The following is a 23,217-nucleotide window of genomic DNA, read 5'->3' as shown; positions in this document are numbered from 1 at the left end:
CGTAAGCAATCATTGATCTTCAAGTGCGAGCGTTGCCGGCCGTTCCAGCCAGCCGCCTGCACCATCGGGCACAAGTTCAATCAGTTCGATCCGGTCCTCGTAGACCCCGGTCACCCGTCCGTCGCTCTGCCCCAGATACACGCCCGGACGCACCCGATAGGTGACCTTGTCCGGGGCCATCACCAGCGCGACGAGCCCGCCATCGCGACCGATCGAACCGACCATGTCCAGGCTGTCCAGCGGGAACGCTTCCAGCGGCTCCTTGCGGCGGTTCGGATCCGGACGCAGGCCCGATCCGCCCTGTGGATTGGTCCAGGCATCGGTGAACGGATCGCGCATCCCCTGCGCGGAGTACTCGAACGTTTCAAACTGCTGCATCACCGGCAGCGGCTCCAGCGGCGGTGCCGGCCGGGCGCGCACATCGGCCACCCACTTTTCCAGGTTCGGCGCATCGCCCGGCGTGCTGGTCACGCCGCGTGCGCAGCCCCCCAGCAACACCGCCAGCAATACCACGCAGACCCGTGCGGTCGTCCCCAGGCTCATCGCTTGCCTCCGGCCTTGGCTGCCTTGTCTTTTTCGGTGGCGGCCTTTTCCTGGGCTTCCATCTCCACGTCATCCAGGTAACGGTAAGTCTTGACCGTACCGGACAGCTCCAGCGCACCGCTGCGGGCGGTGATGCCGGTCTTGGGGTCCTTGGGCTTCAGGTTGATGTCGTGCATGGTCAGGATGACCACGCGCGGCAACGAGGCCACGCCGCTGACGAAGGCGCCGAACTGGTGGTAGCTGCCCACCATGCGCAGTGCGATCGGCTTCTCGGCGTAGAACTCCTTGGGTGCCTCCGCTCCGGGCTGGAACAGCTCGTTGGACAGGCCGCTGGACAGCGCGGTCTGCGAGATGTCGATGATCAGGTCCGGCATCTCGGTCTTGCTCGGCAACTGGCGCAGCATCTGCTGCAGCACCTGCTCCATCTGGGTCAGCTGCTGCTTGAGCGGCTCCAGGTTCACCGCGCGGCCCTGCTCCTTCTCGAACTCGGCACGCAGCTCGGACTCACGCTGCTCCAGCGTTCCCAGTTCCTCGCGCTTGCCGCTGATCAGGACGAACCACGCCATGATCACGATGAACAGCGCCAGCAGCGCGCAGAACACCACCTTGGCCTTCTGCGGCCAATTGCCGATGTTGTTGAAGTCCAGCTCTTTCAGATTGACTTTCTGGCTCATGCGGCCCCCTTCTGTGCCGGGGACGGCGCAGCCGGTTGTGCGTGTGGGGCGGGCGGCGCGATGCGGCTGCCGGACGGCTTGGCCGGGGTCGCGGCATCGGCCGGGGTCGACGCAGGCGCTGCCGGCGCGGCAGCAGGCGCGCCCGCCGGTGCAGCCGCCGGCGTGCCGGCAGCAGGCGTCGGGGCCGGCGACAGCGGCGCAACGGGCGGCGCGGCCGGATCGACCGCCGGGTCAGGGGCGCCCGGGACCGCAGGCACCGCCGCGTTCGGATCGGTCTGCGCCGGCAGCGTGACCTTGACCACGAACATGTAGGGCAATGCCTTGATGTCCGCAACCGGGCCGACCGACGGTGCGCCTTCCTTTTCCTTGTCCGGCGCCTTGGCCTCGATGATCGACAGCTCCGGATTGGTCATCCAGCCCGAGCTTTCCAGATTGCGCATGTAGGCGCTGACACGCGCATTGGACTGCGTGCGGCCTTCCAGGGTGAGGATGTCGCCTTCCTGCTTCAGCGCGGTGAGCACCACGCCGTCGGGGATGGTCCGGACCAGCGCATCGAACAGGTGCACCATCTGCGAGCGCTTGGCCTGCAGCTCCTCGATCACCTTCTTCCGCGCCAGCAGGCGGTCCTTCTGGCGATCCAGGCGCTCGATCTCCTTGTTCTGTTCCTTGACCTTCTCGATCTCGGCCTGCAGGAAAGTATTGCGATCCCCCTGCCCGCTGACCTGACGGTCGTAGTAGAACCAGATCAGCAACGACAGCAGCATGCCGCCAATGGCGGCAAAACCCAGCATGGTGTAGAAGTCGCGCTGGCGTTGCTTGCGCCGTTCGGCGCGCCAGGGCAATAGATTGATGCGTGCCATCAGTCGAAGCTCCTCAGGGCCAGACCCGTGGCGATCATCAGCGCCGGGGCATCCTGGGCAAGCGCGTGCGCCTGCACCTTCGGGCCCAGCGTCATCTGTGCCAGCGGGTTGGCCACGATGGTGGCCACGCCCAGCTGTTCTTCCACCATCTCCGGCAGACCGGCCAGCGCCGCGCATCCGCCGGCCAGCACGATGTGGTCGACGCGGTTGAACTCGCTGCCGGCATAGAAGAACTGCAGCAGGCGGCTGATCTGCTGGACCGTGGCTTCCTTGAACGGCTCCAGCACTTCCATCTCGTAGCTTTCCGGCAACCCGCCCTGACGCTTGGCCAGGCCGGCTTCCTCGTAGGTGAGGCCGTAGCGGCGCATCACTTCGTCGGTGAGCTGCTTGCCGCCGAACACCTGTTCGCGGCTGTACAGGCTGCGCCCGCCGCGCAGCACATTGAGCGTGGTCATGGTGGCACCGATGTCCACCAGCGCCACGACGCCGTCACTGGCCACCGGCAGCTCGCTGGCGACCAGGGCGAAGGCGTTCTCGACCGCGAAGGCCTCCACGTCCATCACCCGCGCGGTCAGCCCGCCCAGCTCCAGCGCCGACTGGCGCAGCTCGACGTTTTCCGACCGCGACGCCGCCAACAGCACCTGGACCATTTCCGGGTTGTTGGGAATCGGGCCCAGCACTTCGAAATCGAGGTTCACTTCCTCGATCGGGTACGGGATGTAGTTGACCGCCTCGAGCTCGACCTGGGCTTCCATGTCGTTCTCATCCAGGTCGGCCGGCATCGGAATCAGCTTGGTGATCACCGCCGAGCCCGCCACGGCGGCGGCGGCATGCCGGGCCTTGGTCCCCGATCGGTTCACCGCGCGTCGAATGGCCTCCCCGACCGCTTCGACCTCGACGATGTTCTTTTCCACCACCGCATTCGGCGGAAGTGGTTCCACGGCGTAATGTTCCACGCGAAAACGATTGCCACTGCGTGAAAGCTGCAACAGCTTTACCGCAGTCGAACTGATGTCGACGCCAATAAGCGGCGACTGGCTCTTTGGGATAAGCCCCACGGTTTCTCCCCTGCCGACGGGCACTTGGACGCATAACCTGCGCCCGCGCATTAATAACGTTTTTTTTGCAAACCGCAACCGCCACGCTGTGAAACGAGCACTACGGCACGTTTCACGCATCCCCAGACGGTGAACGAATTGCGCTCCCCGGGAACAACCCCAGCCGTTCCCTTGCGTAATCTATACTCTGCGACCACGAAATTCGCAATCGGAATCTGTCCTGATGACACGCTTACGCCGTTGGCTGCGCTGGATGCTGGTGGCGTTCCTGGTTCTGGCATTGATTGGCGCGGCGGTTGCCGGCGGCCTCTACTACGCCGTGTCCTCCAAGCTCCCCGACGTGCAGACCCTGCGCGACATCGAGCTCCAGGAACCCATGTATGTGTATGCCAGCGATGGCAAACTGATGGCCGTGTTCGGCGAGACCCGCCGCCGCCCCGTCGAGATGAAGGACGTCCCGCTACGCTTGAAGCAGGCCTTCCTGGCCACCGAGGACGCCCGCTTCTACGAGCATGGCGGCGTGGACTACAAGGGCATCGCCCGCGCGGTGTGGCTGCTGGCCACCACCAACGACAAGCGCGTGCCCGGCGGGTCCACCATCACCCAGCAGGTCGCCCGCCAGTTCTTCCTCAGCTCGGAGTACAGCTACACCCGCAAGATCTCGGAGATCCTGCTGGCGCGCAAGATCGAGCAGGAGCTGAGCAAGGACGAGATCTTCGAGCTGTACCTGAACAAGAGTTTCTTCGGCAACCGCGCCTACGGCGTGGCCGCTGCGGCCGAGTTCTATTACGGCAAGACGCTGGCCGAACTGGACCTGGATGAAATGGCCTCGCTGGCCGGCATCCCCAAGTTCCCTTCCAGCGGCAATCCGCTGAGCAACCCCGAGCGCGCCCGTGAGCGTCGCGACTATTACGTGCTGCAGCGCATGGCCACGCTGGGCTTCATCACCCAGGCCGAGGCCGATGCCGCCAAGGCGGTGCCGATGCACGCCAGCGCGCACGAGCCGCCGGTGCAGGTCGAGGCCCCCTATGTCGCCGAACTGGTGCGCCAGGAAATGATCGCCCGCTTCGGCGGCGACGCGGTCAACAAGGGCTACCACGTCACCACCACGATCAATTCCGACCTGCAGACCGCCGCCAACATCTCGGTGCGCGATGGGCTGTTCGCCTACGACCACCGTCACGGCTGGCGTGCGCCGGAGAAGCATATCGAGCTCGGTGCCGGCGACGATGCCGCAGCCCTGGCCGAACACGTGCGCAGGATCCCGGTGCAGTCGGTCCTGCTGCCGGCCATCGTGGCCGGCACGGCCGCCGATGGCAGCGCCACGGTGGTGCTGGCCAACCGCCGCGAGATCGTGCTGCCGGCCTCGGCCGCCAAGTGGACCGGCAAAACGCCGGCCAAGCTGGTCCAGCGCGGCGACATCGTGCGCGTGCGGCCTGGGGCCAAGGACGGCGAGTGGCTGCTGGACCAGGTCCCCCGCGGCCAGTCCGCGCTGGTCTCGCTGGATGCCGAAAGCGGTGCGCTGAAGGCGCTGGTCGGCGGATTCAGCTTCTCCGGCAACAGCTTCAACCGCGCCACCCAGGCCCGTCGCCAGCCCGGGTCCAGCTTCAAGCCCTTCATCTATGCCGCCGCGTTCGACAAGGGCTTCAACCCGGCCTCGATCGTGCTCGACGCCCCGGTCGTGTTCCGTGACCGCCGCGGCAAGACCTGGTCGCCGCAGAACGACGGCGGCGGCTTCCGTGGCCCGATGCGCCTGCGCGAAGCGCTGGTGCAGTCGCGCAACCTGGTCTCGGTACGCCTGCTCGACGGCATGGGAGTGGATTACGCGCGCAAGTACATCAGCGAGTTCGGCTTTGCCGAAGCCGAGCTGCCGCCGAACCTGTCGATGTCGCTGGGTACCGCCTCGCTGACCCCGCTGTCGGTGGCCCGCGGCTATGCCGTGTTCGCCAACGGCGGCTCGCGCGTGGACACCTGGCTGATCGACCAGGTCACCGACCGCGACGGCAACGTGGTGTTCAAGGAAAACCCCGCCCTGGCCTGCCGCGACTGCGCCGGCACCAGCGGCGGTGCGCCGGCCAGCCAGATCGTGGACGGCTTCAACTTCGGCGCCGCGCCGGCCCCGAACGCCGCCCCGGCCAAGCCGCAGCAGGCCGTGGCCGAGGCACCGCGCCCGTCCAACCCGGATGCCAAGGTTGCCCCGCGCGCCATCGATGCGCGGACCGCTTACCAGCTGGTCTCGATGATGCGTGACGTGGTCCAGCGCGGCACCGGCACGGCGGCCAAGGTACTGGGCCGGGAGGATGTCGGTGGCAAGACCGGATCCACCAATGATCACCGCGATGCGTGGTTCTCCGGTTTCGGCGGCCCGTATGCGACCACCGTGTGGGTGGGCCGCGATGACTTCCGCTCGCTGGGCTACCGCGAGTACGGTGGCCGCGCCGCCCTGCCGATCTGGATCGAGTACATGCGCGCCGCGCTGAAGGACACCCCGATCGCACAGAACGAGCCGCCGTCCGGCATGGTCCAGGCCACGCTCAACGGCGCCACCGAGTGGGTCAAGGTCGAGGACATGGACAAGATCGAGGAATACAGCTTCGACACCCATGCACCGCAGGCCGACGACGCCGCGTTCGACATCTTCTGATCCACCGCGATGCCCGGGGCCGCAGCAGGCCCCGGGAGTCCCTGTTGCCGCTGCCTACCCCGTTGTCACATCGCGGGTGTACAGTCGCGTGCAGGTCGCCCAGGAGCACGGTCATGCATCGAGCCCGTCAGCATGCAGCCACCCAGACCCGCGAGCGCCGCCACCGGCTTGCCCATGAAGCCGCCCGCCTGATGGCCGAGGGCGGCATCCGCGACTACCATCAGGCCAAGCTCAAGGCCGCCGCACGGCTGGACATCCACGACGACGCGTCGTTGCCACGCAACGCCGAGATCGAGGATGCGCTGCGCCAATACCAGCGCCTGTTCGCCGGGGCCGACCACGGCACCCAGCTGCGCCAGCGCCGCGAAGCCGCGTTGCGCGCGATGGACTTCCTGCACGCGTTCGCGCCGCGTCTGTGCGGCCCGGTGTTGGATGGCACCGCCGACACCAACAGCCCCGTGCAGGTGCAGGTCCACAGCGACGATGCCGACGCGGTGCAACGCTTTCTGGAGGAACACGGCATCCCGGCCGAATCGCGCATGCGACGGCTGCGGCTGGACCGCGAGCGCAGCCTCGACGTGCCGGTGTGGGTGTTCAGTGCCGAAGACCTGACCTTCGACATCGCGGTGCTGCCCTACGACGCGCTGCGGCAGCCGCCGCTGTCCGCCATCGACGAGAAGCCGATGCGCCGCGCCTCGCAGGCCCAGCTGCGCGATCTGCTCAGCCAGGACGAGATCGACAGTTACCTCGGCGGCGCCTGAGCGCCCGCCGAGACCGGTGACGCGCAAACGAAAACGCCCCGTGCGGCGAACCGCACGGGGCGTTGATCAACCGGGGCGGCCGGACGGCGCCGCCCCTGCTGAAGGACTTACCAGCCCACGCCGAAGCCGACGCCCAGCGTGCGTTCGCCGCTGTTGGTGAACGCGCCGTTGAGGCTGAAGGTGGCCGAGCCACGCTCGTTGAGCACGCGCTGGTAACCCACTGCCAGCGCCGACTCGCCTTCGGCATGGCCCACACCCGCGCCGAGGCGGTTGTAGGTCTGCAGGCCGGCGGTGTTCATCGCCATCGCCGCCTGCGCGCTGCCCATCGCGGCCATCCGGTTCAGGCGCTTGTCCATGCGGTCCAGCTTGCGATCCACGCCGGCCATCGCCTGATCGGTATACGCGTTGGCCTGGTTGACTGCCTCATCCACCGCACGCGAGTCCACCGCCGGCAGCGGATCATCGGCCTTCGGGCCCGGCTTGGGCACGTCGGCCGAGGCCACGGCCGGCGCATCCTTGGCCGGCGTCTGCGGTACCTGCGGATCGGCCGGTGCCTCGCCCGTCGCGGTGTCGTCCACCGACGCCTGCCGGTTGTCGGTCGCCGTCGGACCGTCGATCTGCGACTGCAGGCCGTCGATGCGGCCGTTGATCTGCTCCTGCACCGCATGCAGCTGCCCGCCGTTGACCGCATCACGGCTGCCCGGCGCGATCATGCCGTTGGCCACGTTGCCCAGCACCCTGCCGTGTTCCCCGGCCAGCCGCAGCTGGCCGCTTCCGTCACTGCGGAGGCCGCCGTCGTCGAACAGGCGCTCGAAGCGCGCATCGATGCTGGCCAGATCCCGGCGCGTGTCGACCACCGCGCCGTCGAGCGACTTCAGCGCATCGCCGACCGTGGCCTGCCGCTGGCCCTGCACGTGGAACTCCGGCGCGATGATTTTGCCCTCGGCATCCATGCGCATGTCGCCGTCGAAGGCCGCGAAGGCGCTGCGGAGCTGGGAGACGGTGGTGAGGTCGCTGGCATCGCGGCCGTTGGCGGCATTGGTTACGCGACGCTTGAGGTTGACATGGCCAAGTGAGACTTCGTACGCGCCGCTGGCAAGCGAACCATGTCCAAGTGCGACGCTGTTTTCGGCGTCCGGCAGAACCTGGCTGGCGCCGCCGAGCGCGACACCATTGCGAACATGTACTTGCGAACGCGCGCCTAGTGCAAATCCGTCCTCAGCCCCCACGTGCACCAACGCAGCGCGGCCCAACGAGACAGAGTTCTTTCCCCTCGCTTGCGCATAACTACCAATCGCAGTTGCCCCCTCCGCCAACGCCTTGGTGTCACTACCCAAAGCAGTGCCCAGGAGCGCCGCTTCCGCTGGCTTGCTCAGCTCGTCATAGCCCACGACCGCATACAGGTGCTTCTCCTCCAGGCCAGCGATCCGCTGGTTGCTGGCATGAAGCTGCCCGCCCGTGACCACCTCTCGGCTGCCCGCATGGCTGATATCGCCTTCGCCGACGTTGATGAGGCGCGCGCCACCGAAATCGACGGTGTAACGGTCGGCGCCGAAGCGCACGGCACTGGCATCCGCCATCGCCCGCGCCTGATCCAGCGTATCGAGGCGCGCGTCCATCGCATCCAATCCGCCGCGATTGCTGCCCACGCCCGCATCCAGTGCGGCCAGTGCATCGGCTACCGTGCCGTGTACGGAGCCCTGCACCCCATAGGAGGGAGCAATCGTGCTGCCATCCGCGGCAAAGCCCGCGCCGCCGCCGAGAGCATTCACGACGCCGGAGAGTTGGTCGACGGTGGTGAGGTCATTGCCCGCGATGCCGTTCATTGCATTCGTGACTCTACGCAGAATTCCACCGCCGCCCAATGAGACCTCATTGGCGATGGTAGCGACTGATCCCCAACCCAGGGCAACGCTGTTGCGTGCTCCTTCGAGAACCTTTGTGGAACCGCCCAAGGCAATACCGTTCTGAACATTCACCTGGGATCGTGCGCCCAGAGCGAAGCCATCCTCCGCACCTTCACGGACAAGGGCTGCACGCCCCAAGGATACGGAATTCTTGCCCCATGCCTGTGCAAAGCTGCCAACCGCAGTTGCCCCTTCTCCCATTGCCTTGGTATCGCTGCCCATTGCCGTCGCAAGAATCCCAACCTCTGCAGCAACGCTCCATTCGTCATATCCGACAACCGCATACTTCTGCGCCTCCTCCAGCACCGACACCCGCTCACTCGTCACGAACAGCTGCCCGCCCGTGACCGCTTCACGGCTGCCTGCCGCGATCTCGCCATCAGCCAGAGCGACCAGACGCGCAGCCTTCAGGTCCACCGTGCCGTCCTCGCCGAACTGCACGACGCTGCCCAGGTCAGGCGCGTAGTTGTCGAAGTCAACGCGCAACGCGTCCAGGTCTTCCCGGGCGGATGCGATCTGTGCGCCCTGCTCGGCCACCTTCGTGTTGGTGGCGAACAACTGCGCGCCATTGACCGCCTCGCGGCTGTCGGCACTGAGTTGCCCCTCGCCCAGGGCGAGCAGGCGGCCACCCTCCAGGTCGACATTGCCGTCTGCGTTGAAACGCACCACATCGGACAGGTCCGGATCGAAGTCCTGGAAGTCCTCGCGCAGGCGATCGATGTCCGTGCGGTTGCGTGCGATCTGCGCGTTGCTGTCGAACAGCTGACGGCCGCTGACCGCATCGTCGCTGGTGGCCGACAGCTGACCGGCGGCAACGCCCTGCACACGACGTGCCTGGTTGCCCTGGTTGCGCACATCCAGCACGCCGCCGCTGTTGGCGGCACCCAGGCGCACGTCGCCGCTGGACGAGGCCTGGCTGAGCAGGCCGCCCAGCACAGTGGCCTTGGTCTGTGCTTCATTGGCCGTGGTCTGCGCGCTGTTGGCGACGGTGTGCGCGGTATTGGCCAGCGTGGTTGCCGCCGTGACATTCTGGTTGGTGGTGTTGAGCTGACGCCCGCTTACCGCGTCGGCACTGCTGGCACTCACCACACCATCGGCCACACCACTGATGCGCCGGTTGGCGTTGGCCTGGTTGCGCACGTCCAGCGTGGTGCCGGTGTTCTGCGCGCCCAGGCGTACATTGCCGTTGGCCGCGGCCTGGCCGACCAGCCCACCGAGCGTGGCGGCCGTGGCCGTCACTGTGGCGACATTCTGGTTGGTGGCATGCAGCTGCCGGCCGCTGACGGCATCGGTGCTGCCGGTGCCGAGTGCCGCATCGGCCACGCCGGTCACCCGCCGACTGGCGTTGGATTGGTTGCGCATGTCCACCGCACCGCCGGTGTTGCTGGCACCCACGCGGACATCGCCATTGCCGGCGCTCTGGCTGAGCAGCCCCCCCAGCGCGTTGGCCTTGGTCTGTGCGTCGTTGGCGATGCTGTGCGCAGTGTTGGCCAGGGTCGTCACCGCGCTCACACTCTGATTGGTGGCATGCAGCTGCCGGCCGGTGACCGCTTCGCTGCTGGTGGTGCTCAAGGTACCGTCGCCCACGTTGACGATGCGGCGCTGGAGCGACGCGTTGCCGACCGACACCTGATTCGCGTCCTGGGTGGTTGAACCGTTGCCGAGCGCCACCGACCCTTCATGATTGGCGGCAGCGCGGTCGCCGATCGCGGTAGCGCTTCTGGCCGATGCGGTCGAGAGATTGCCAACGGCCGTTGTCAATTGCGCGCTGGCGACGCTCCCCCGCCCGAGTGCCGTCGATTGGGCTGCCGTTGCCTGTGCGCCAAAGCCCAGTGCCGACGCGTGGGTGCTGTCCGCCACGGCGTCATTGCCGATCGCGATCGCGCGGTCGCCGACCGCTGCGGCGCGCAGACCGCTGGCGACGGCGCCGTTGCCACTGCGCGCCTTCGAGCCGATGGCCACGCCACCATTGAAGGTGGACACGCGTGCGCCGTTGGCGTCGACCCCGGCGCGTGCATCGTCACCCAGTGCCACGCTGCCGGTATTGAAGCTCTGCGCGCCGTTGCCGACAGCGAGGTTGCCGACGCCGCCTTCGGATCGCGCCTGCCTGCCCAACGCCACGGCCCCATCGCCACTGGCAGCCGCATCGATGCCGAGCTTGAGGGTCGCCGCTGCCAGGCTGACCGCGAGCGCATCGGCCTGGGTCTTGGCAGCGTTGGCCGTGGTGGCAACACCGGCCACACTCTGGTTGGTGGCGTGCAGCTGCCTGCCCGTTACCGCGTCGGTACTGCTGGTGCTCAGGGCGCCATCGGCCACGCCGGTGATGCGGCGGTTGGCATTGGACTGGTTGCGCACATCGAGTGCGCTGCCGGTGTTGTTGCCGCCGAGGCGGACGTTGCCGTTGGCAGCGGTCTGGCTGATCAGGCCGCTGGCCGCATTGGCCTTGGCCAGTGCGTCGTTGGCGGTGGTACGCGCGCTGTTGGCGGTGTTGGTGGCCGTGGTGACGTTCTGGTTGGTGGCGTACAGCTGCCTGCCCGTTACCGCTTCGGTACTGCCGGTGCTCAAGGCGCCATCGGCTACGCCGGTGATGCGCCGGTTGGCATTGGACTGGTTGCGCACGTCCAGCGCGGTGCCGGTGTTGCTGCCACCGAGGCGGAGGTTGCCGTTGGCGGCGGTCTGGCTGATCAGGCCGCTGGCCGCATTGGCCTTGGCCAGTGCATCGTTGGCGGTGGTACGCGCGCCGTTGGCGGTGTTGGTCGCCGTGGTGACGTTCTGGTTGGTGGCGTGCAGCTGCTTGCCCGTCACCGCGTCGGTACTGGTGGTGCCCAATGTGGCATCGGCCACGTTGACGATCTTTCGCTGGGTGGTGGCATCGCCCACCGAGATCTGGTGATTTGCGGTGGTGACCGATCCCGCACCCAACGCCACCGAATTGCTGTGACTGGCATTGGCGTTGGCGCCCAGCGCCACTGCCTTGCCGCGCCCATCGGTCACCGCGTTCTGGCCGATCGCGATGCCTGCGTCGTAGCCACCCGACCGCGCACCGGTGCCGATGACAATGGCGTGGTGCGCATTGGCATTGGCCAGGTTGCCGCCGTCACCGATCACGATCGCACCGTTGGCCGGTGCCTTGGCATTGTTGCCCACGGCAATCGACGTGCCCCCCGACGCCTGCGCTCCATTGCCCAACGCGGTGGCATTGTTGCCCTCCGCACGGGCGCTGTTGCCGATGGCGATGGCACTGTTTCCATACGCGCCCACGTAGCTGTTCATGCCGATGGCCACCGCACCGGTGCCGCCGCCGGCCGCCGAGCGCGCATTGCGACCGATCGCCGTGCCACCCGACCCGGATGACGTCGCCGCGTCGATACCGATCGCCACGCCGCCGGCATTGCCCCTGGCATTCAGACCGATGCCCACGCCATCGAAGTTGGTGGCGGAACCGACGCCGATGGCCACGCCCTTGGTGCTGTTGGTCGTCGTGCCACCCCCGATCAGCACATTCTGGTAGCTGGTCGCCCCGGCGCCGCGCGCCATTGCAGGGCCTGTATCAGTGGCACCGCGCGCCATCGGCAGCTGCGCACCGGCACCGGTCGGCGACGGCGGCTGCGCCTCCTCCTCCACAGCCGCTGGCGGGGTGTCCGGATCTGGCACCGCGTCGGCAGCCAGTGCCGGCCCGGCCAGTGCCACGCACAGGGCTGCGCCCAGCACGCGCGTGGCCGAGGCCGGCTTGCCGCGCGAGCGGGTGTGCTCGCTGGCCACCGCCCAGCATCGCAGCGTTGTGTTCCAGATCAAACGGTAGATACGGTTCATCAAAGACTCCGTGGTTGGAAAACGGGATGCAGGCGGCGCGGCGCGATGCCGCGGCGCTCAGGGCAACAGGGTCTGGCGGTGGTCGCGGTAGCCGGCATGGCTGAGCCGGTAGTCGATCTCCACGCGCCCACCGGGGCGCGGCACGAACGGCAGGGTCATTGCCGCGCCCGGGTAGAGGCTGCGTTTGACCTCGTGGGACGTGCAGACGCCGCTGGCATCGCAGTCCTGGACATGATTGACGCCCAGTCGCAACGTGCCGCGGTTGACCAGGCGGTCGCCTTCCAGCTGCATCTCCACGCGCCCATCTGCAGGCAGCACGTTGACCAGCACTCCCCAGACCAGGCTCACACCCAAGGTGGCGCCAGTGCCCTGGACCTGCACTGCCGGCTCGCTGTCGTCGGGACCGCGCACGCCTTCGAAATACACCCGGAACGCGGTTTCCTCCTGGACCGGCTGCAGCGGAATGATCCGCACCAGGCGGTTGCCGCCGCCGGCGAGGCCGAACTTGCCCGGGGTGACCGCCATCACCGTGGCGCTGCCGATGGCTTCGTCGACTTCCTGCTCGTCTTCGGTCGCCGGATGCAGGATGCGTTTCACCGTGGCCTGCACGTACTGCGGTTGCGGCGACTGCGAATGCACGCGCACGGTCGTGGTCTTGCCGGCTTCGGCATGCACGCGCATGGGATGGACGTTGAGATTGGCCAGCACCGGTGCCGCTGGCAGGAGGGCCAGCAGCAGCGCGCCGGCCAGGGGAATCTTGCTCATGGGATCGGGTTCCAGGGGAAGGTCAGAGGCGGTCGGTCGGCAGGCGCATTTCGAGCTTGAGACGGCCGTCGTAGTAGCCCTCGCGTTTCTCGGACGCCGGCACACGGGGGGTTTCCAGGGTCAGCGGCGTGGGCACGCAGTACACCCACTGGTTCATGTCGGGCAGCATCACCAGCCGCAGCTCGGCGGTATCGATGCCGCGCAGCAGCACTTCCTCGTTGTTGTGCAGGGCGATCTTCTGGCCGCTGTGGTCCAGGGTGAGCTGGTAGTCGAGGCGGTCCTGCGCCTCGCGCCCACCGTCGCGGTGCCAGACCGAGTACTGCGATGGCGGACGCCCGGGCGCGGAGGGGCCCATGTCACGCGCGGTGATGGCCAGATACTCGCTCTGCGAGCCCATGCCGTCGTACAGGCACATGTCCAGCACGGCGGTGCCACCGATCGTGCCGGGCGAGGGAATCGGCCGGTAGTCCAGCTGCAGGCCCACCAGCGGCTCGGCCATGCCGAACTCGGGCAGGTAGATCATGGTGCGGTCGCGATCGGTGATGGTCAGATCGAACCGGAACACATGGGTGGCGATGATCGGACCGTCAGGATCGACGCGCAGGTTGAGGCGGAGTTCTGCAGTCCAGCGGCCGGCGACCAACTGCGCGATGTCAACTTCCTGAAGGATAAGCGCTGCGCTTGTTCCACTTGGAGGAATCAGGCATTCATTGACCTGCGAGGTCCACAAGGGATACTCACCGGGATGCCAAAAATCGATCGAGCAGAAGCGCTCCCACTCGACACGTTCAAGCCAGCCAGTGAGCGCAACTCCGATCACTTGTCCACTTCGATGGTCGCGAAAATCCAGCTGCAGTTGGCGCCTTCCCGCCGGCCCCTCCTGCGTATCACGCGTCGGACAACGCCCATACGCAGGGTCTTCACCACACGTCAGATGGATCTTCCCGTACCCCAGCTCCACCTCCCCATACCCGAGCACCGTCCGCGGCGCCCACAGCTCCAGCGCCTCGGGCGCGGAACGGTCGAAGGTACGGACGATGTCCGTGGTGATCACGCCGGTGGCCGGCGTCGTCGCCGGTGGGCGCTGTGCCAGTGCCTGTGCACTGCCGAGCAGGCAGACCCCCGCCAGTACCAGCCGCCATGCGGTCCTCATCGCGCACCTCCACGCATCACGTTGCGTTCGTTGCGCCCCGCCACCGGGGCCAGTTCGTTCAACAGCCGCTGCACGCGGGCCTGGTAGCGGATCGGGGCCGGCAGGCGGTCCAGCGCCAGCGGTTCGCACTGCACGTCGCCAACCAGCAGCACCACGCTGCGGCGTTCGCGCACGGTCAGCGGGCACTGCAGCAGGCGCTCGGCCTGCAGCAGGTAGAGCACCGGTTCGCGCTGCGGGAACTCGGCGATGAAGCCGCCATCGCTGCCCAGCGACGGCACCGGCGCGTTGAGAATGCGGGCGCCGTCCAGCGGCGCGCCGGCGATGTCGCGCGCGTTGCCGATGAAGGTATAGGTCACCTCCAGCCCGATCGGCAGGGCGATCACCTTGCCCGGCGGCAGGAACGCATGCTGCGCCGCGCCCAGCCGTGCCACGCGCACGGCAACCTCACTGTCGTGCGCACTGAGGTCCTGCACATCCACACGGTGGCGCTGGTAGCCGCCCAGCGGCAGCAGGCGGCGCTGGCCGAAGCCGAGGGTCTGGCGGCGATTGTTGCCGGCACGTACCTCGGCAGCAGCGCCGCGCAGATCCAGGTCCAGCGCGTTGTCCACGCTGACCGCCACGCCGGCATCGGCACCGTACGCACCGCCCCAGAACAAGCCCTGGGCGGACAGCGCCACGCCGGAGGAATGATTGACGCTGTAGGACATCTCGCCGCCGCCGGGTTGCCGGTAGTACGACACGGCGGCGCCGGTCTGCCCCATCGCGTTGTCGAGGCGTGCGCTCACCAGCGCGTTGTAGCGGTCCTCAGTGCGTCCGCTCAGTTCACCGCTCAGCTCGCGTGCGACGCCGTCATGCTCCTGGCGCAGCGACTGCGACAGGCCCAGGCGGTTGTCCGTCTCGCCGTGTGCCGGCCGCCGCATGTCCAGCGCCACGCGCTGCTGCAGACTGCCGTTCTCGATCCGCCGCAGCCGCGCCACGGTCAGGTTCAGGTACACCCCGCGATCGCGGTAGGCGCCAAGCCCGTTGCCGGTATCGTTGTCCTGCTGCCACACGCCCAGGCGGCTGCCAAGGGCCAGGCCGCGCCACTGCCGGGTGTGGCTGTAGCTGGCCTGTACGCTGCGCGCCGTCTGCGCCGGGCGCAGCGTGGGCACGGGCGGCGGCAGCAGCCCGGGCGGCAGACCGTTCCAGGCCTCGTCGCTGCCGTCGGGCAGCGTCCACTCCGGGGAGTGGCTGCGGCGTCGCGTGTGGCCCAGATACAGGCTGCCGCCGAACAAGGGTATCGATACCGAGGCGCTGAGCGAATCGGTGCAGCCGAAACGATCGCGCTGCAGTGGGGTACTGCCGCCGCAGGCACCGCCGCGCAGGCGCTGGCGGTAGAGGTTCCACGAGGCGACGTGGCGATAGCTCAGCTGCTGCTGCATGCCGTGACTTCCGTCGCCACCGCTGATCGCGCTGACCATCGCCTGCAGATCATGATCGCCCAGCCGCTGGCGGCCTTCCAGGCGAAGTTCGCCGTAGCCGGTATCGGCCACGCGGGCGACGCCGAGCGTCATGCCGTAGTTGCGCGTGAACGGCACGCGCAGCCCCGCCTGCAGGGCGGTATCCGAGGGCGCGGCGTCGCGCTCGCGCGCGCTGTGCGCCCGCCGCCGTCCGCCCTGTACGAACCACTGCACGCTGCGGTCGGACCAGTCGCCACCGCGGCTGAACGGCGCCTCTTCGCTACGCACGAAACGGCCGTCTTCGTAGATCCGCAGGGTGACGATGTAGGTGCCGGCGGGAAAGCGGCGGGTGTCCAGGTCGTTGACGCCGGCCTGGAGATAGAAGGTCTGCAGCAGGCGGTCGCCGTCGAACGCATCCACGCGCGCGTCGCGACCGAGCAGCACGGTCAGCGGCGTGGACGCGATACTGGCATCGGCATCCACATAGGCCTGCGTGGTGCCCACGCGCAGGCCTTCGAAACGGTCCAGCGGCAGCATGCCGAAGCTGAAGGTGCCACCCTGCTGGCTGGACAGGTTGCGCCGGTCCATGCGTCCCAGCTGCAGGTAATGACGCTGCGCCAGGTCGTGGCGGTAGTAGAGATCGTCCAGGTGGAAGCGGTCATGCGTATCGGCACCCTGGCGTGCCTGGCGGCTGTAGTTCCAACTGCCGCCGATATGTCCGTTGCGCAGCACGCCAAGCGCGCCGCTGCCCTGCATGTTCAGGGCCTGGTAGCCGTCGCCACCGCTGAGATTGATGGTCTGCTGATGCAGCAGTGCGTTCTGCGCCTGCTCGCTGACCTGGTGGAACGGCGACGGCGCGGCCGTCTGCTGCGGCAGCCACTGGCGTGCCGGGAAGAGCATGAGCACGCCCTCGCCTTCATCGAAAATGGCGCGCACCTGCGCGGGGTCGCCGGGGCTGTCGATCCAGCCACATCCCGGATTGGGCTGGCCGTACGGGCAGGCCAGGTGGCTGTTGCGCGGCAAGGGGGCCGCCAGCGCGGCCCGCAGCGCTTCCTGCGCGTCGGCCGCCAGGCCCAGTGCATTGAGCACCTGCACTGGCTGGTCCAGTTGCACGGTGTCCAGCGTGACCCATGCCGACCAGAGGCCGGCCGAGCGCCCGAACAGGCGTACCTCGACGCGCTCGGCCTGGCCGGTGGCGAGATCTTCGAAGCCGGCCGGCACCGGCCGCGCCTGCACGGCCGGTACGGCCAGCGTCAGGGCGAGCGCGATCGCCAGCCGGGTCAGGGCGGGTGCAGATATCGACATGAGGGTAGATGCAACCGATAGCCGGCCGGCCCGCGCACGGGCCGGCACGGTGGGAGGACTTACAGGGTGCCGGCGCTCTGGGCGACGACGAGTGCCACGGTGCCGCTGTACAGACCGGCGTGGCTGATTTCACCGGAGGTCTTCTGCTGCACGCGCAGCGGCATGGCGATCGAAGCGCCCGGAATCGCGCTCTCGAACAGGTCGGCGGCGGCGAAGTCGATGGCGGTGGTATCCAGCTCGCGACCGTTGAGGCTCACCGCCAGGTCGACATTCTGGGCACCGGGGGCCGCCAGATCGGGACGCAGTACCGCGTCGGCGGCCAGACGCACGGTGACGTCCTTCTCGGTGTCGTTGCTGAAGATGCGCACATCCTCGCTCCACGGGGCCAGGCCAGCACCACCGGCGCGGTAGACCAGCTGCACCGCGTCGGGCAGCGCGGTGCCATCGGCCTTGAGCAGGGACAGAGTCGGATCGACGTTGGCCCACACGGTGATGTTGGCTTCCACTGCAGCGTTTGCCGACAGCGAAGCGCCGACGAGTGCCACGGCCAGCGCGGCCTTCTTGAAGATATGCGACATGGTTTCTCTCTCTGATGGTTTAAGGAGCCTCCGTAGTGGAAGCACTGCGGTACGAACGGGGCGTACCAGCAGCGCGGTCACGTTAGTCAATGAAATGTGATTTGGACATGCAACGATTCTTAGAACGAATGGATAATCCGTGCATCTGCGACAGCGCGCACGCGACGCGCGAATCACGCCAATTCCTACGCGGGGTTTTCACCACAGCGTCGTCATGCACGACTATCATTCCTACGCAAAAAAGCCTGTTTTTCCAGACTGTCGAACACGACATCGCGCAGGCGCGATTGCCCCACCTGCGCAGGCGGAATCCGCCATGACCTGGGCGTTCGATGTTCTCTGCCACGACGCACGACGATAATGTCGGGACGCATGCGACCCTTGGCGACGCGAATGCACGTCGACACCCGACATCAACGGGACGGAGCGGTGAAACGCCAGGGGTCTCGACACGTAAATCGCGATGCCCGTGTGGATGGAAACGAAGGCGGAGGTGACGGCCGCAGGCCGACGCGCGGAGCATGCGTCGGCACGGGCATCGCAGCCCAGCGCGCGACGCGCAAAAAAAAACGCCTCCTTGCGGAGGCGTTTTCTGCGTTGCAACGTCGGGGCGATCAGCCCTGGTAGTCGCGCACGTCGTGGCCGGTGTAGACCTGGCGCGGACGGCCGATCTTCATTTCCGGATCGACCTGCTGCTCCAGCCAATGCGCAACCCAGCCGGAGGTGCGGCCGAGGGCGAACATGACGGTGAACATTTCGGTCGGGATCTGCAGCGCCTTGTAGATGATGCCGCTGTAGAAGTCGACGTTCGGGTACAGCTTGCGGGCGACGAAGTAGTCGTCCTGCAGCGCGGCCTGCTCCAGCTTGACGGCCACGTCGAGCAGCGGGTCCTGCACGCCAAGCTGCTTGAGCACCTTGCCGGTCATTTCACCGATGACCTTGGCGCGCGGGTCGAAGTTCTTGTACACGCGGTGGCCGAAGCCCATCAGGCGGAAGCCGGAGGTCTTGTCCTTGGCCTTGAGCACAGCGCTTTCGACGTTGTCGGCCGAGCCGATCTCTTCCAGCATCTTCAGCACGGCTTCGTTGGCACCGCCGTGGGCCGGACCCCACAGCGCGGTGACGCCGGCAGCTACCGAAGCGTACGGGTTGGCACCGGTCGAACCCACCAGGCGCACGGTCGAGGTCGAGGCGTTCTGCTCGTGGTCGGCATGCAGGATGAACAGCAGGTCCAGCGCCTTGACCACGTCCGGGTTCAGGTCGTACTGGCCATCGGCGGACTCGAAGGTCTGCTTCAGGAAGCGGCTGACGTAATCCAGCGAGGTGTCCGGCGTGTTGGCCGGCAGGCCCTTGCCGTGGCGGTAGATCAGCGCGGACAGCGTCGGCACCTTGGCGATCAGGCGCACGGCGGCCTGGCGGCGCTGTGCCGCGTCGGACAGGTCCAGCGACGCGTGGTAGATGCCCGACAGCTGCGCGATCGCGGCCGCCAGGATGGCCATCGGGTGGGCATCCTTGGCGAAGCTGGCGATCAGCGTGTTGATCGACGCATCGACGTTGGCCTCGGCGGCCAGCTCATCGGTGAAGGCCTTCAGCTGCGCGGCGTCCGGACGCTCGCCGTTGATCAGCAGGTAGACCACTTCGACGTAGCTGGACTTTTCCGAGAGCTGCTCGATGGGGTAGCCGCGATACAGCAGCACGCCCTTGTCGCCGTCGATGTAGGTGATGGCGGACTTGCAGCTGGCGGTGGCGGTGTAGCCGGAGTCGTAGGTGAAGAGACCGGTTTCCTTGGTCAGCTTGGAGATATCGACGCAATCGTTGCCAAGCGTGGGTTTGATGACCGGCAGAACAACCGACGTATCGCCGGCGTTGAGCGTGACCTGATCAAGATCGGACACTGTGTGCGCTCCTCAGGGGAAGGCGCCCACCCAAGCGCATGGGGCAGGCACGTGAAGGAAGTCCACAGCCTCTGCTGTGGATCACGTCATTATCGCACAGCACCATTTGCCACGCCCTAGGACGGAAGTCGTAGACGCAGGGCGTGCGCGCCCCGCTCCAGCAGGCATTGGCGGCTGCCGGGCCGACCGGCATGGACACTGCGTTGCTGCTGCGGCAACAATTTATGAACTGCCGTTCATTCGCCAGCAGGGTTCAAACAGGCAAAAAAAAACAACGGCCGCCTGGCGACCGTTGTTTTCATGCAGCAGCGTGGACCGCTTATTCGGCAGCAGCAGCCGGAGCCGGCTTGCCGAAACGCTTCTGGAACTTGTCGATACGGCCGCTGGTGTCGATCACCTTGTGCTTGCCCGTGTAGAACGGGTGCGAAGCGGACGAGATTTCGATCTTGACGAGCGGGTACTCCTTGCCGTCTTCCCACTGCACGGTTTCTTTCGTCGCCATGGTGGAGCGGGTCAGGATCTTGAAATCAGAGGTAACGTCCTGAAAAACGACGTCACGGTAGTTCGGATGGATATCGGCCTTCATGGACACACCGTAGAGAATATGAAAAACGTAAGCGCGGCATTATAGTCCCGGCGCCCTTCCAGGGCAAGCCGGGACCTCCGCTACATGAACAGGCCCGCCGTGGCGGCCTTACCGGACCCCGAGGGCGGCCCGGACCTGGGCTTCAAAGCGCCCCTGGTCGTAGGCCATCAGCAGCTGGGTATTGTCCGGCTGCCCCGTCTGGCGGTTCCAGTCGACAATGGTAGCACCCCGACTGTGGACACCGGCCAGTTCCACGTTCAACGGACGCGATTCAACCCGGATCGCCCCCTCCGGCTGCAGCGCCCAGGCCATCGCCAGGGCGTCGGCCGCAAACCAGCGCTCGCCGCGGCTGTCTTCGGACCACAGGCGGGTCTGGCGCGAGATCAGTTCGTAGAAGCGCGCCTTGTCGCTGTCGGCGGCCAGCCATTGCTCGACGTCCTTGTGCAGCAGGCCGTGGGCCACGGTGGCTTCCCAGTCCGCCACTTCGATCTGCGGGAAGCCGGTGAACACCACGTGCGCCGCTTCCGGATCGAAGGCGATGTTGAACTCGGCAGCCGGGGTGATGTTGCCGTGGCAGGTCACCGCCCCGCCCATCACCAGGAAGCGCTTCACGCGCTGCGGCAAGGTGGGGTCGAGTTTCAGCGCCAGCGCCACGTTGGTCAGCGGGCCCAGCGCGACCAGGAACAGCTCACCGGCGTACTGGTGCGACAGACGCAGGATCGCCAGCGCGGCATGCTCGGCCTCGGCGGTGCGGGCAGCGGGCGGCAGGTTGACGTCGCCGAAGCCATCGGCGCCATGCACGTGGGCGGCATCCACCGAGGGGTGCAGCAGCGGGTCGGCGCAACCGGCGAACACCGGCACATCGTCGCGGCCAGCCACTTCGCACAGTTTCAGGGCGTTGCGGACCGTGTGGTCCAGGCCGACATTGCCGGCGGCGATGGTCAGGCCAACGATCGCGTGGCGTTCATCGGCGAAGGCCATCAACAGGGCCAGGGCGTCGTCGACACCCGGATCGGTGTCGATCAGCAGCGGAATCTTCTTGGTCATCTTTGCCGTCTTGATAATCGGCAAGGGACTTTCGCACCCTGTCATGACAAATACAAGGCGGGGGCTGATGCCCTGTCAGGCCGCCGCGTAGCGCACCGCCGAGCCGATCCAGCGCCGCACCACGGTGTCGGCCACCGCAGGCGCTTCTGCGAGCAGGCGCTCGGCCAGTGCGTGCACGCCGGGCAGCAGGTCGGCGTCTCGCGCCAGGTCGGCCATGCGGAACGCGGCCAGACCGGTCTGCCGGGTGCCGAGCAGTTCACCGGGGCCGCGCAGCTCCAGGTCCTTCTCGGCGATCAGGAAGCCATCGTTGGTCTGGCGCATGGTCTCCAGCCGCGCACGCGCCATGTTCGACAGCGGCGCCTGGTACAGCAGCACGCAACGCGACACTGCCGATCCGCGCCCGACCCGCCCGCGCAGCTGGTGCAGCTGCGCCAGGCCGAGCCGCTCGGCGTTTTCGATGATCATCAACGATGCATTGGGAACGTCCACGCCGACCTCGATGACCGTGGTGGCCACCAGCAGGTCGATCTCACCGGCCTTGAACGCAACCATCGTGGCCAGTTTTTCGCTGGCCTTCAGCCGCCCGTGCACCAGCCCCACGCGCACGCCCGGCAGCAGCGCCTGCAGCGATTCGAACGTGGCCTGTGCAGGCGTGGCATCGAGCTCCTCGCTCTCTTCGATCAGCGTGCACACCCAGTACACCTGCTGCCCTTCGGCACAGGCCACCGCGATGCGCTGGATCAGGTCCGGGCGCCGGTCGTTGTTGAGCGCGACGGTCTGCACCGGCGTTCGCCCCGGCGGCAGCTCGTCGATCGCCGAGACATCCAGGTCCGCGTACTCGGACATCGCCAGCGTGCGCGGAATCGGCGTGGCGGTCATCACCAGCTGATGCGGCACGCTGCGCCCGTCGGCGCCCTTGTCGCGCAGTGCCAGCCGCTGATGCACGCCGAAGCGGTGCTGCTCGTCGACGATGGCCAGCGCCAGATCCTTGAACACCACGCTGTCCTGCATCAGCGCATGGGTGCCGACCACGACCTGCGCCTCGCCCGAGGCCACTTCGGCCAGCACCTTGGCGCGCGCCTTGCCCGTGACCTTGCCGGCCAGCCAGGCCGTGCGCACGCCCAGGGGGTCGAGCCAGCCGCGCAGGTTGTTCAGATGCTGCTCGGCGAGCAGTTCGGTCGGCGCAGCCAGCGCCACCTGCTTGCCCCGCTCCACCGCCAGCATCGCCGCCATCGCCGCGACCACGGTCTTGCCCGAGCCGACGTCGCCCTGCACCAGCCGCAGCATCGGATGCGCCTTGGCCAGGTCCTTGCGGATCTGCTCGTACACGCGCTGCTGCGCACCGGTCAGCCGGAACGGCAGGCTCTCGCGCAGCCGCTCGACCAGGGCACCCTGCCCGCGCAGCGAGGGGGCGTGGTGCGCCTGCAGCGCCATGCGCTGGCGGCGCAGACTGAGGTGGTGCGCCAGCAGTTCCTCGATGGCCAGTCGACGTTGCGCCGGGTGGCGGCCGGCGGCCAACGCAGCCAGGTCCGCATCCGGCGGGGGACGGTGCACGGTCAGCAGCGCGGCGCGCAGTGACGGCAGCCCCAGCCCGGACAACCAGTCGGGCGGGAGCAGTTCCAGCGCGGCTTCGTCGGGCAGGCGATCCAGTGCCAGCCCGATGAACCGGCGCATCGTGGCCGGCCCGACGCCCTCGACGGCCGGATAGACCGGGTCGAGGCGGTCACCCAGTTCGTCATCCTCGTGGCTGCCCAGCACGCGGTAACTGGGATGCACGATCTCCAGGCCAAGCTGGCCCGGTTTGGCCGTGCCATAGCAGCGCACCCGCGCGCCCACCGCGAACTGCGCCACCTGCTGGGCGCGGAAGTGGAAAAAGCGCAGCAGCAGCGTGCCGTACGAGTCGTCCTCGATGGCCACCTTCAGCATCGGTCGCCCGCGGAACCCGCGCTCCACCGCGCTGACCCGGCCCTCCACCTGCGCGGCCATGCCGGGCTGGAGCTGGGCGATGGTGGTCAGCCGGGTGCGGTCTTCATAGCGCAGCGGCAGATGCAGCCACAGGTCCTGCAGCGAGGACAGGCCGCGCGCCGCCAGCTTGGCGGCCACGGCCGGGCCGACACCGGCCAGCATCGCCAGGGAGGCGTCGCCGGAAGGCGTCAGGGCCGGGGTGACCGCCGACTTGCGTGCCACGTGGG

General features: G+C 67.5%; 15 protein-coding genes. 2 read left to right on the top strand and 13 right to left on the bottom strand.

The features are described 5' to 3' along the window. Nucleotides 1-9: 9 nt before the first annotated feature. Genes OC534_RS11055 through OC534_RS11040 form a run of 4 tightly spaced genes read right to left on the bottom strand, consistent with a single transcriptional unit; the run spans nt 10 to nt 3,135 of the window. A complete protein-coding gene (locus OC534_RS11055; RefSeq protein WP_037591971.1) occupies nt 10-543 on the bottom strand; it encodes a pilus assembly protein PilP in 534 nt (177 codons plus the stop codon). Next, entirely contained in the window at nt 540-1,217 is a 678-nt protein-coding gene (locus OC534_RS11050; protein ID WP_136002982.1) for a type 4a pilus biogenesis protein PilO, read from the bottom strand. Before OC534_RS11050 ends, OC534_RS11055 begins: the two co-directional genes overlap by 4 nt. Further along, nucleotides 1,214-2,077, bottom strand: coding sequence for a PilN domain-containing protein (locus tag OC534_RS11045; RefSeq protein ID WP_136002981.1), 864 nt, complete (start codon nt 2,075-2,077; stop codon nt 1,214-1,216). The genes OC534_RS11050 and OC534_RS11045 overlap by 4 nt, the downstream gene beginning before the upstream one ends. Beyond that, nucleotides 2,077-3,135: a pilus assembly protein PilM gene (locus tag OC534_RS11040; protein WP_017356727.1), complete on the bottom strand. Its 1,059-nt coding sequence runs from the start codon at nt 3,133-3,135 to the stop codon at nt 2,077-2,079. The genes OC534_RS11045 and OC534_RS11040 overlap by 1 nt, the downstream gene beginning before the upstream one ends. A gap of 223 nt (nt 3,136-3,358) precedes the next feature. Between OC534_RS11040 and OC534_RS11035 the strand changes: the two genes are divergently transcribed. Together OC534_RS11035 and OC534_RS11030 are read left to right on the top strand one after the other, a co-directional pair. Next, the gene (locus tag OC534_RS11035) at nt 3,359-5,779 is read left to right on the top strand and encodes a penicillin-binding protein 1A (RefSeq protein ID WP_262071787.1); all 2,421 of its coding nucleotides are present in this window, start codon (nt 3,359-3,361) and stop codon (nt 5,777-5,779) included. 113 nt (nt 5,780-5,892) lie between these two features. Beyond that, nucleotides 5,893-6,540 carry a hypothetical protein gene (locus OC534_RS11030; RefSeq protein ID WP_017356725.1) on the top strand — a complete coding sequence of 216 codons (648 nt, stop codon included), beginning with the start codon at nt 5,893-5,895 and terminating at the stop codon, nt 6,538-6,540. Between the two features lie 107 nt (nt 6,541-6,647). Here OC534_RS11030 and OC534_RS11025 read toward each other — a convergent pair whose 3' ends face one another. The 9 genes from OC534_RS11025 to recG all read right to left on the bottom strand — a co-directional run bounded on the left by OC534_RS11025 (nt 6,648) and on the right by recG (nt 23,212). Further along, nucleotides 6,648-12,260, bottom strand: a complete 5,613-nt coding sequence (locus OC534_RS11025) for an ESPR-type extended signal peptide-containing protein (protein WP_262071786.1) — start codon at nt 12,258-12,260, stop codon at nt 6,648-6,650. Between the two features lie 57 nt (nt 12,261-12,317). Next, nucleotides 12,318-13,025: a pilus assembly protein gene (locus OC534_RS11020; RefSeq protein WP_262071785.1), complete on the bottom strand. Its 708-nt coding sequence runs from the start codon at nt 13,023-13,025 to the stop codon at nt 12,318-12,320. A 22-nt stretch (nt 13,026-13,047) separates the two neighbouring features. Then, nucleotides 13,048-14,178, bottom strand: a complete 1,131-nt coding sequence (locus tag OC534_RS11015; protein WP_262071784.1) for a CfaE/CblD family pilus tip adhesin — start codon at nt 14,176-14,178, stop codon at nt 13,048-13,050. Continuing rightward, entirely contained in the window at nt 14,175-16,922 is a 2,748-nt protein-coding gene (locus OC534_RS11010; RefSeq protein WP_262071783.1) for a TcfC E-set like domain-containing protein, read from the bottom strand. Before OC534_RS11010 ends, OC534_RS11015 begins: the two co-directional genes overlap by 4 nt. A 59-nt stretch (nt 16,923-16,981) precedes the next feature. After that, nucleotides 16,982-17,500 carry a fimbrial protein gene (locus OC534_RS11005; protein WP_262071782.1) on the bottom strand — a complete coding sequence of 173 codons (519 nt, stop codon included), beginning with the start codon at nt 17,498-17,500 and terminating at the stop codon, nt 16,982-16,984. Nucleotides 17,501-18,114: 614 nt separating this feature from the next. Further along, nucleotides 18,115-19,392 carry a citrate synthase gene (locus OC534_RS11000; protein ID WP_017356719.1) on the bottom strand — a complete coding sequence of 426 codons (1,278 nt, stop codon included), beginning with the start codon at nt 19,390-19,392 and terminating at the stop codon, nt 18,115-18,117. 319 nt (nt 19,393-19,711) lie between these two features. Further along, nucleotides 19,712-19,978: a type B 50S ribosomal protein L31 gene (locus tag OC534_RS10995; protein WP_017356718.1), complete on the bottom strand. Its 267-nt coding sequence runs from the start codon at nt 19,976-19,978 to the stop codon at nt 19,712-19,714. A 108-nt stretch (nt 19,979-20,086) separates the two neighbouring features. Next, a complete protein-coding gene (locus OC534_RS10990; protein WP_017356717.1) occupies nt 20,087-21,025 on the bottom strand; it encodes a nucleoside hydrolase in 939 nt (312 codons plus the stop codon). A 75-nt stretch (nt 21,026-21,100) separates the two neighbouring features. Then, entirely contained in the window at nt 21,101-23,212 is a 2,112-nt protein-coding gene (gene recG / locus OC534_RS10985; protein ID WP_136002974.1) for an ATP-dependent DNA helicase RecG, read from the bottom strand. Between the last annotated feature and the right edge of the window lie 5 nt (nt 23,213-23,217).

It is taken from the genome of Stenotrophomonas sp. Marseille-Q5258 (assembly GCF_946900935.1).
In the GTDB taxonomy this organism is placed as follows: Bacteria; Pseudomonadota; Gammaproteobacteria; order Xanthomonadales; family Xanthomonadaceae; genus Stenotrophomonas; species Stenotrophomonas nematodicola.
Note: the sequence above shows the minus strand (reverse complement) of the source record. Positions and strands in the feature narration are given on the sequence as shown.

Bases quoted from the DNA above. Each gene is read 5' to 3' on its own strand.
- OC534_RS11005 (WP_262071782.1), bottom strand. From the start codon at position 17,500: ATGTCGCATATCTTCAAGAAGGCCGCGCTGGCCGTGGCACTCGTCGGC.
- OC534_RS11025 (WP_262071786.1), bottom strand. From the start codon at position 12,260: ATGAACCGTATCTACCGTTTGATCTGGAACACAACGCTGCGATGCTGG.
- OC534_RS11030 (WP_017356725.1), top strand. From the start codon at position 5,893: ATGCATCGAGCCCGTCAGCATGCAGCCACCCAGACCCGCGAGCGCCGC.
- OC534_RS10990 (WP_017356717.1), bottom strand. From the start codon at position 21,025: ATGACCAAGAAGATTCCGCTGCTGATCGACACCGATCCGGGTGTCGAC.
- OC534_RS11020 (WP_262071785.1), bottom strand. From the start codon at position 13,025: ATGAGCAAGATTCCCCTGGCCGGCGCGCTGCTGCTGGCCCTCCTGCCA.
- OC534_RS11010 (WP_262071783.1), bottom strand. From the start codon at position 16,922: ATGTCGATATCTGCACCCGCCCTGACCCGGCTGGCGATCGCGCTCGCC.
- OC534_RS11015 (WP_262071784.1), bottom strand. From the start codon at position 14,178: ATGAGGACCGCATGGCGGCTGGTACTGGCGGGGGTCTGCCTGCTCGGC.
- OC534_RS11045 (WP_136002981.1), bottom strand. From the start codon at position 2,077: ATGGCACGCATCAATCTATTGCCCTGGCGCGCCGAACGGCGCAAGCAA.
- OC534_RS11055 (WP_037591971.1), bottom strand. From the start codon at position 543: ATGAGCCTGGGGACGACCGCACGGGTCTGCGTGGTATTGCTGGCGGTG.
- OC534_RS11050 (WP_136002982.1), bottom strand. From the start codon at position 1,217: ATGAGCCAGAAAGTCAATCTGAAAGAGCTGGACTTCAACAACATCGGC.
- OC534_RS10995 (WP_017356718.1), bottom strand. From the start codon at position 19,978: ATGAAGGCCGATATCCATCCGAACTACCGTGACGTCGTTTTTCAGGAC.
- OC534_RS11035 (WP_262071787.1), top strand. From the start codon at position 3,359: ATGACACGCTTACGCCGTTGGCTGCGCTGGATGCTGGTGGCGTTCCTG.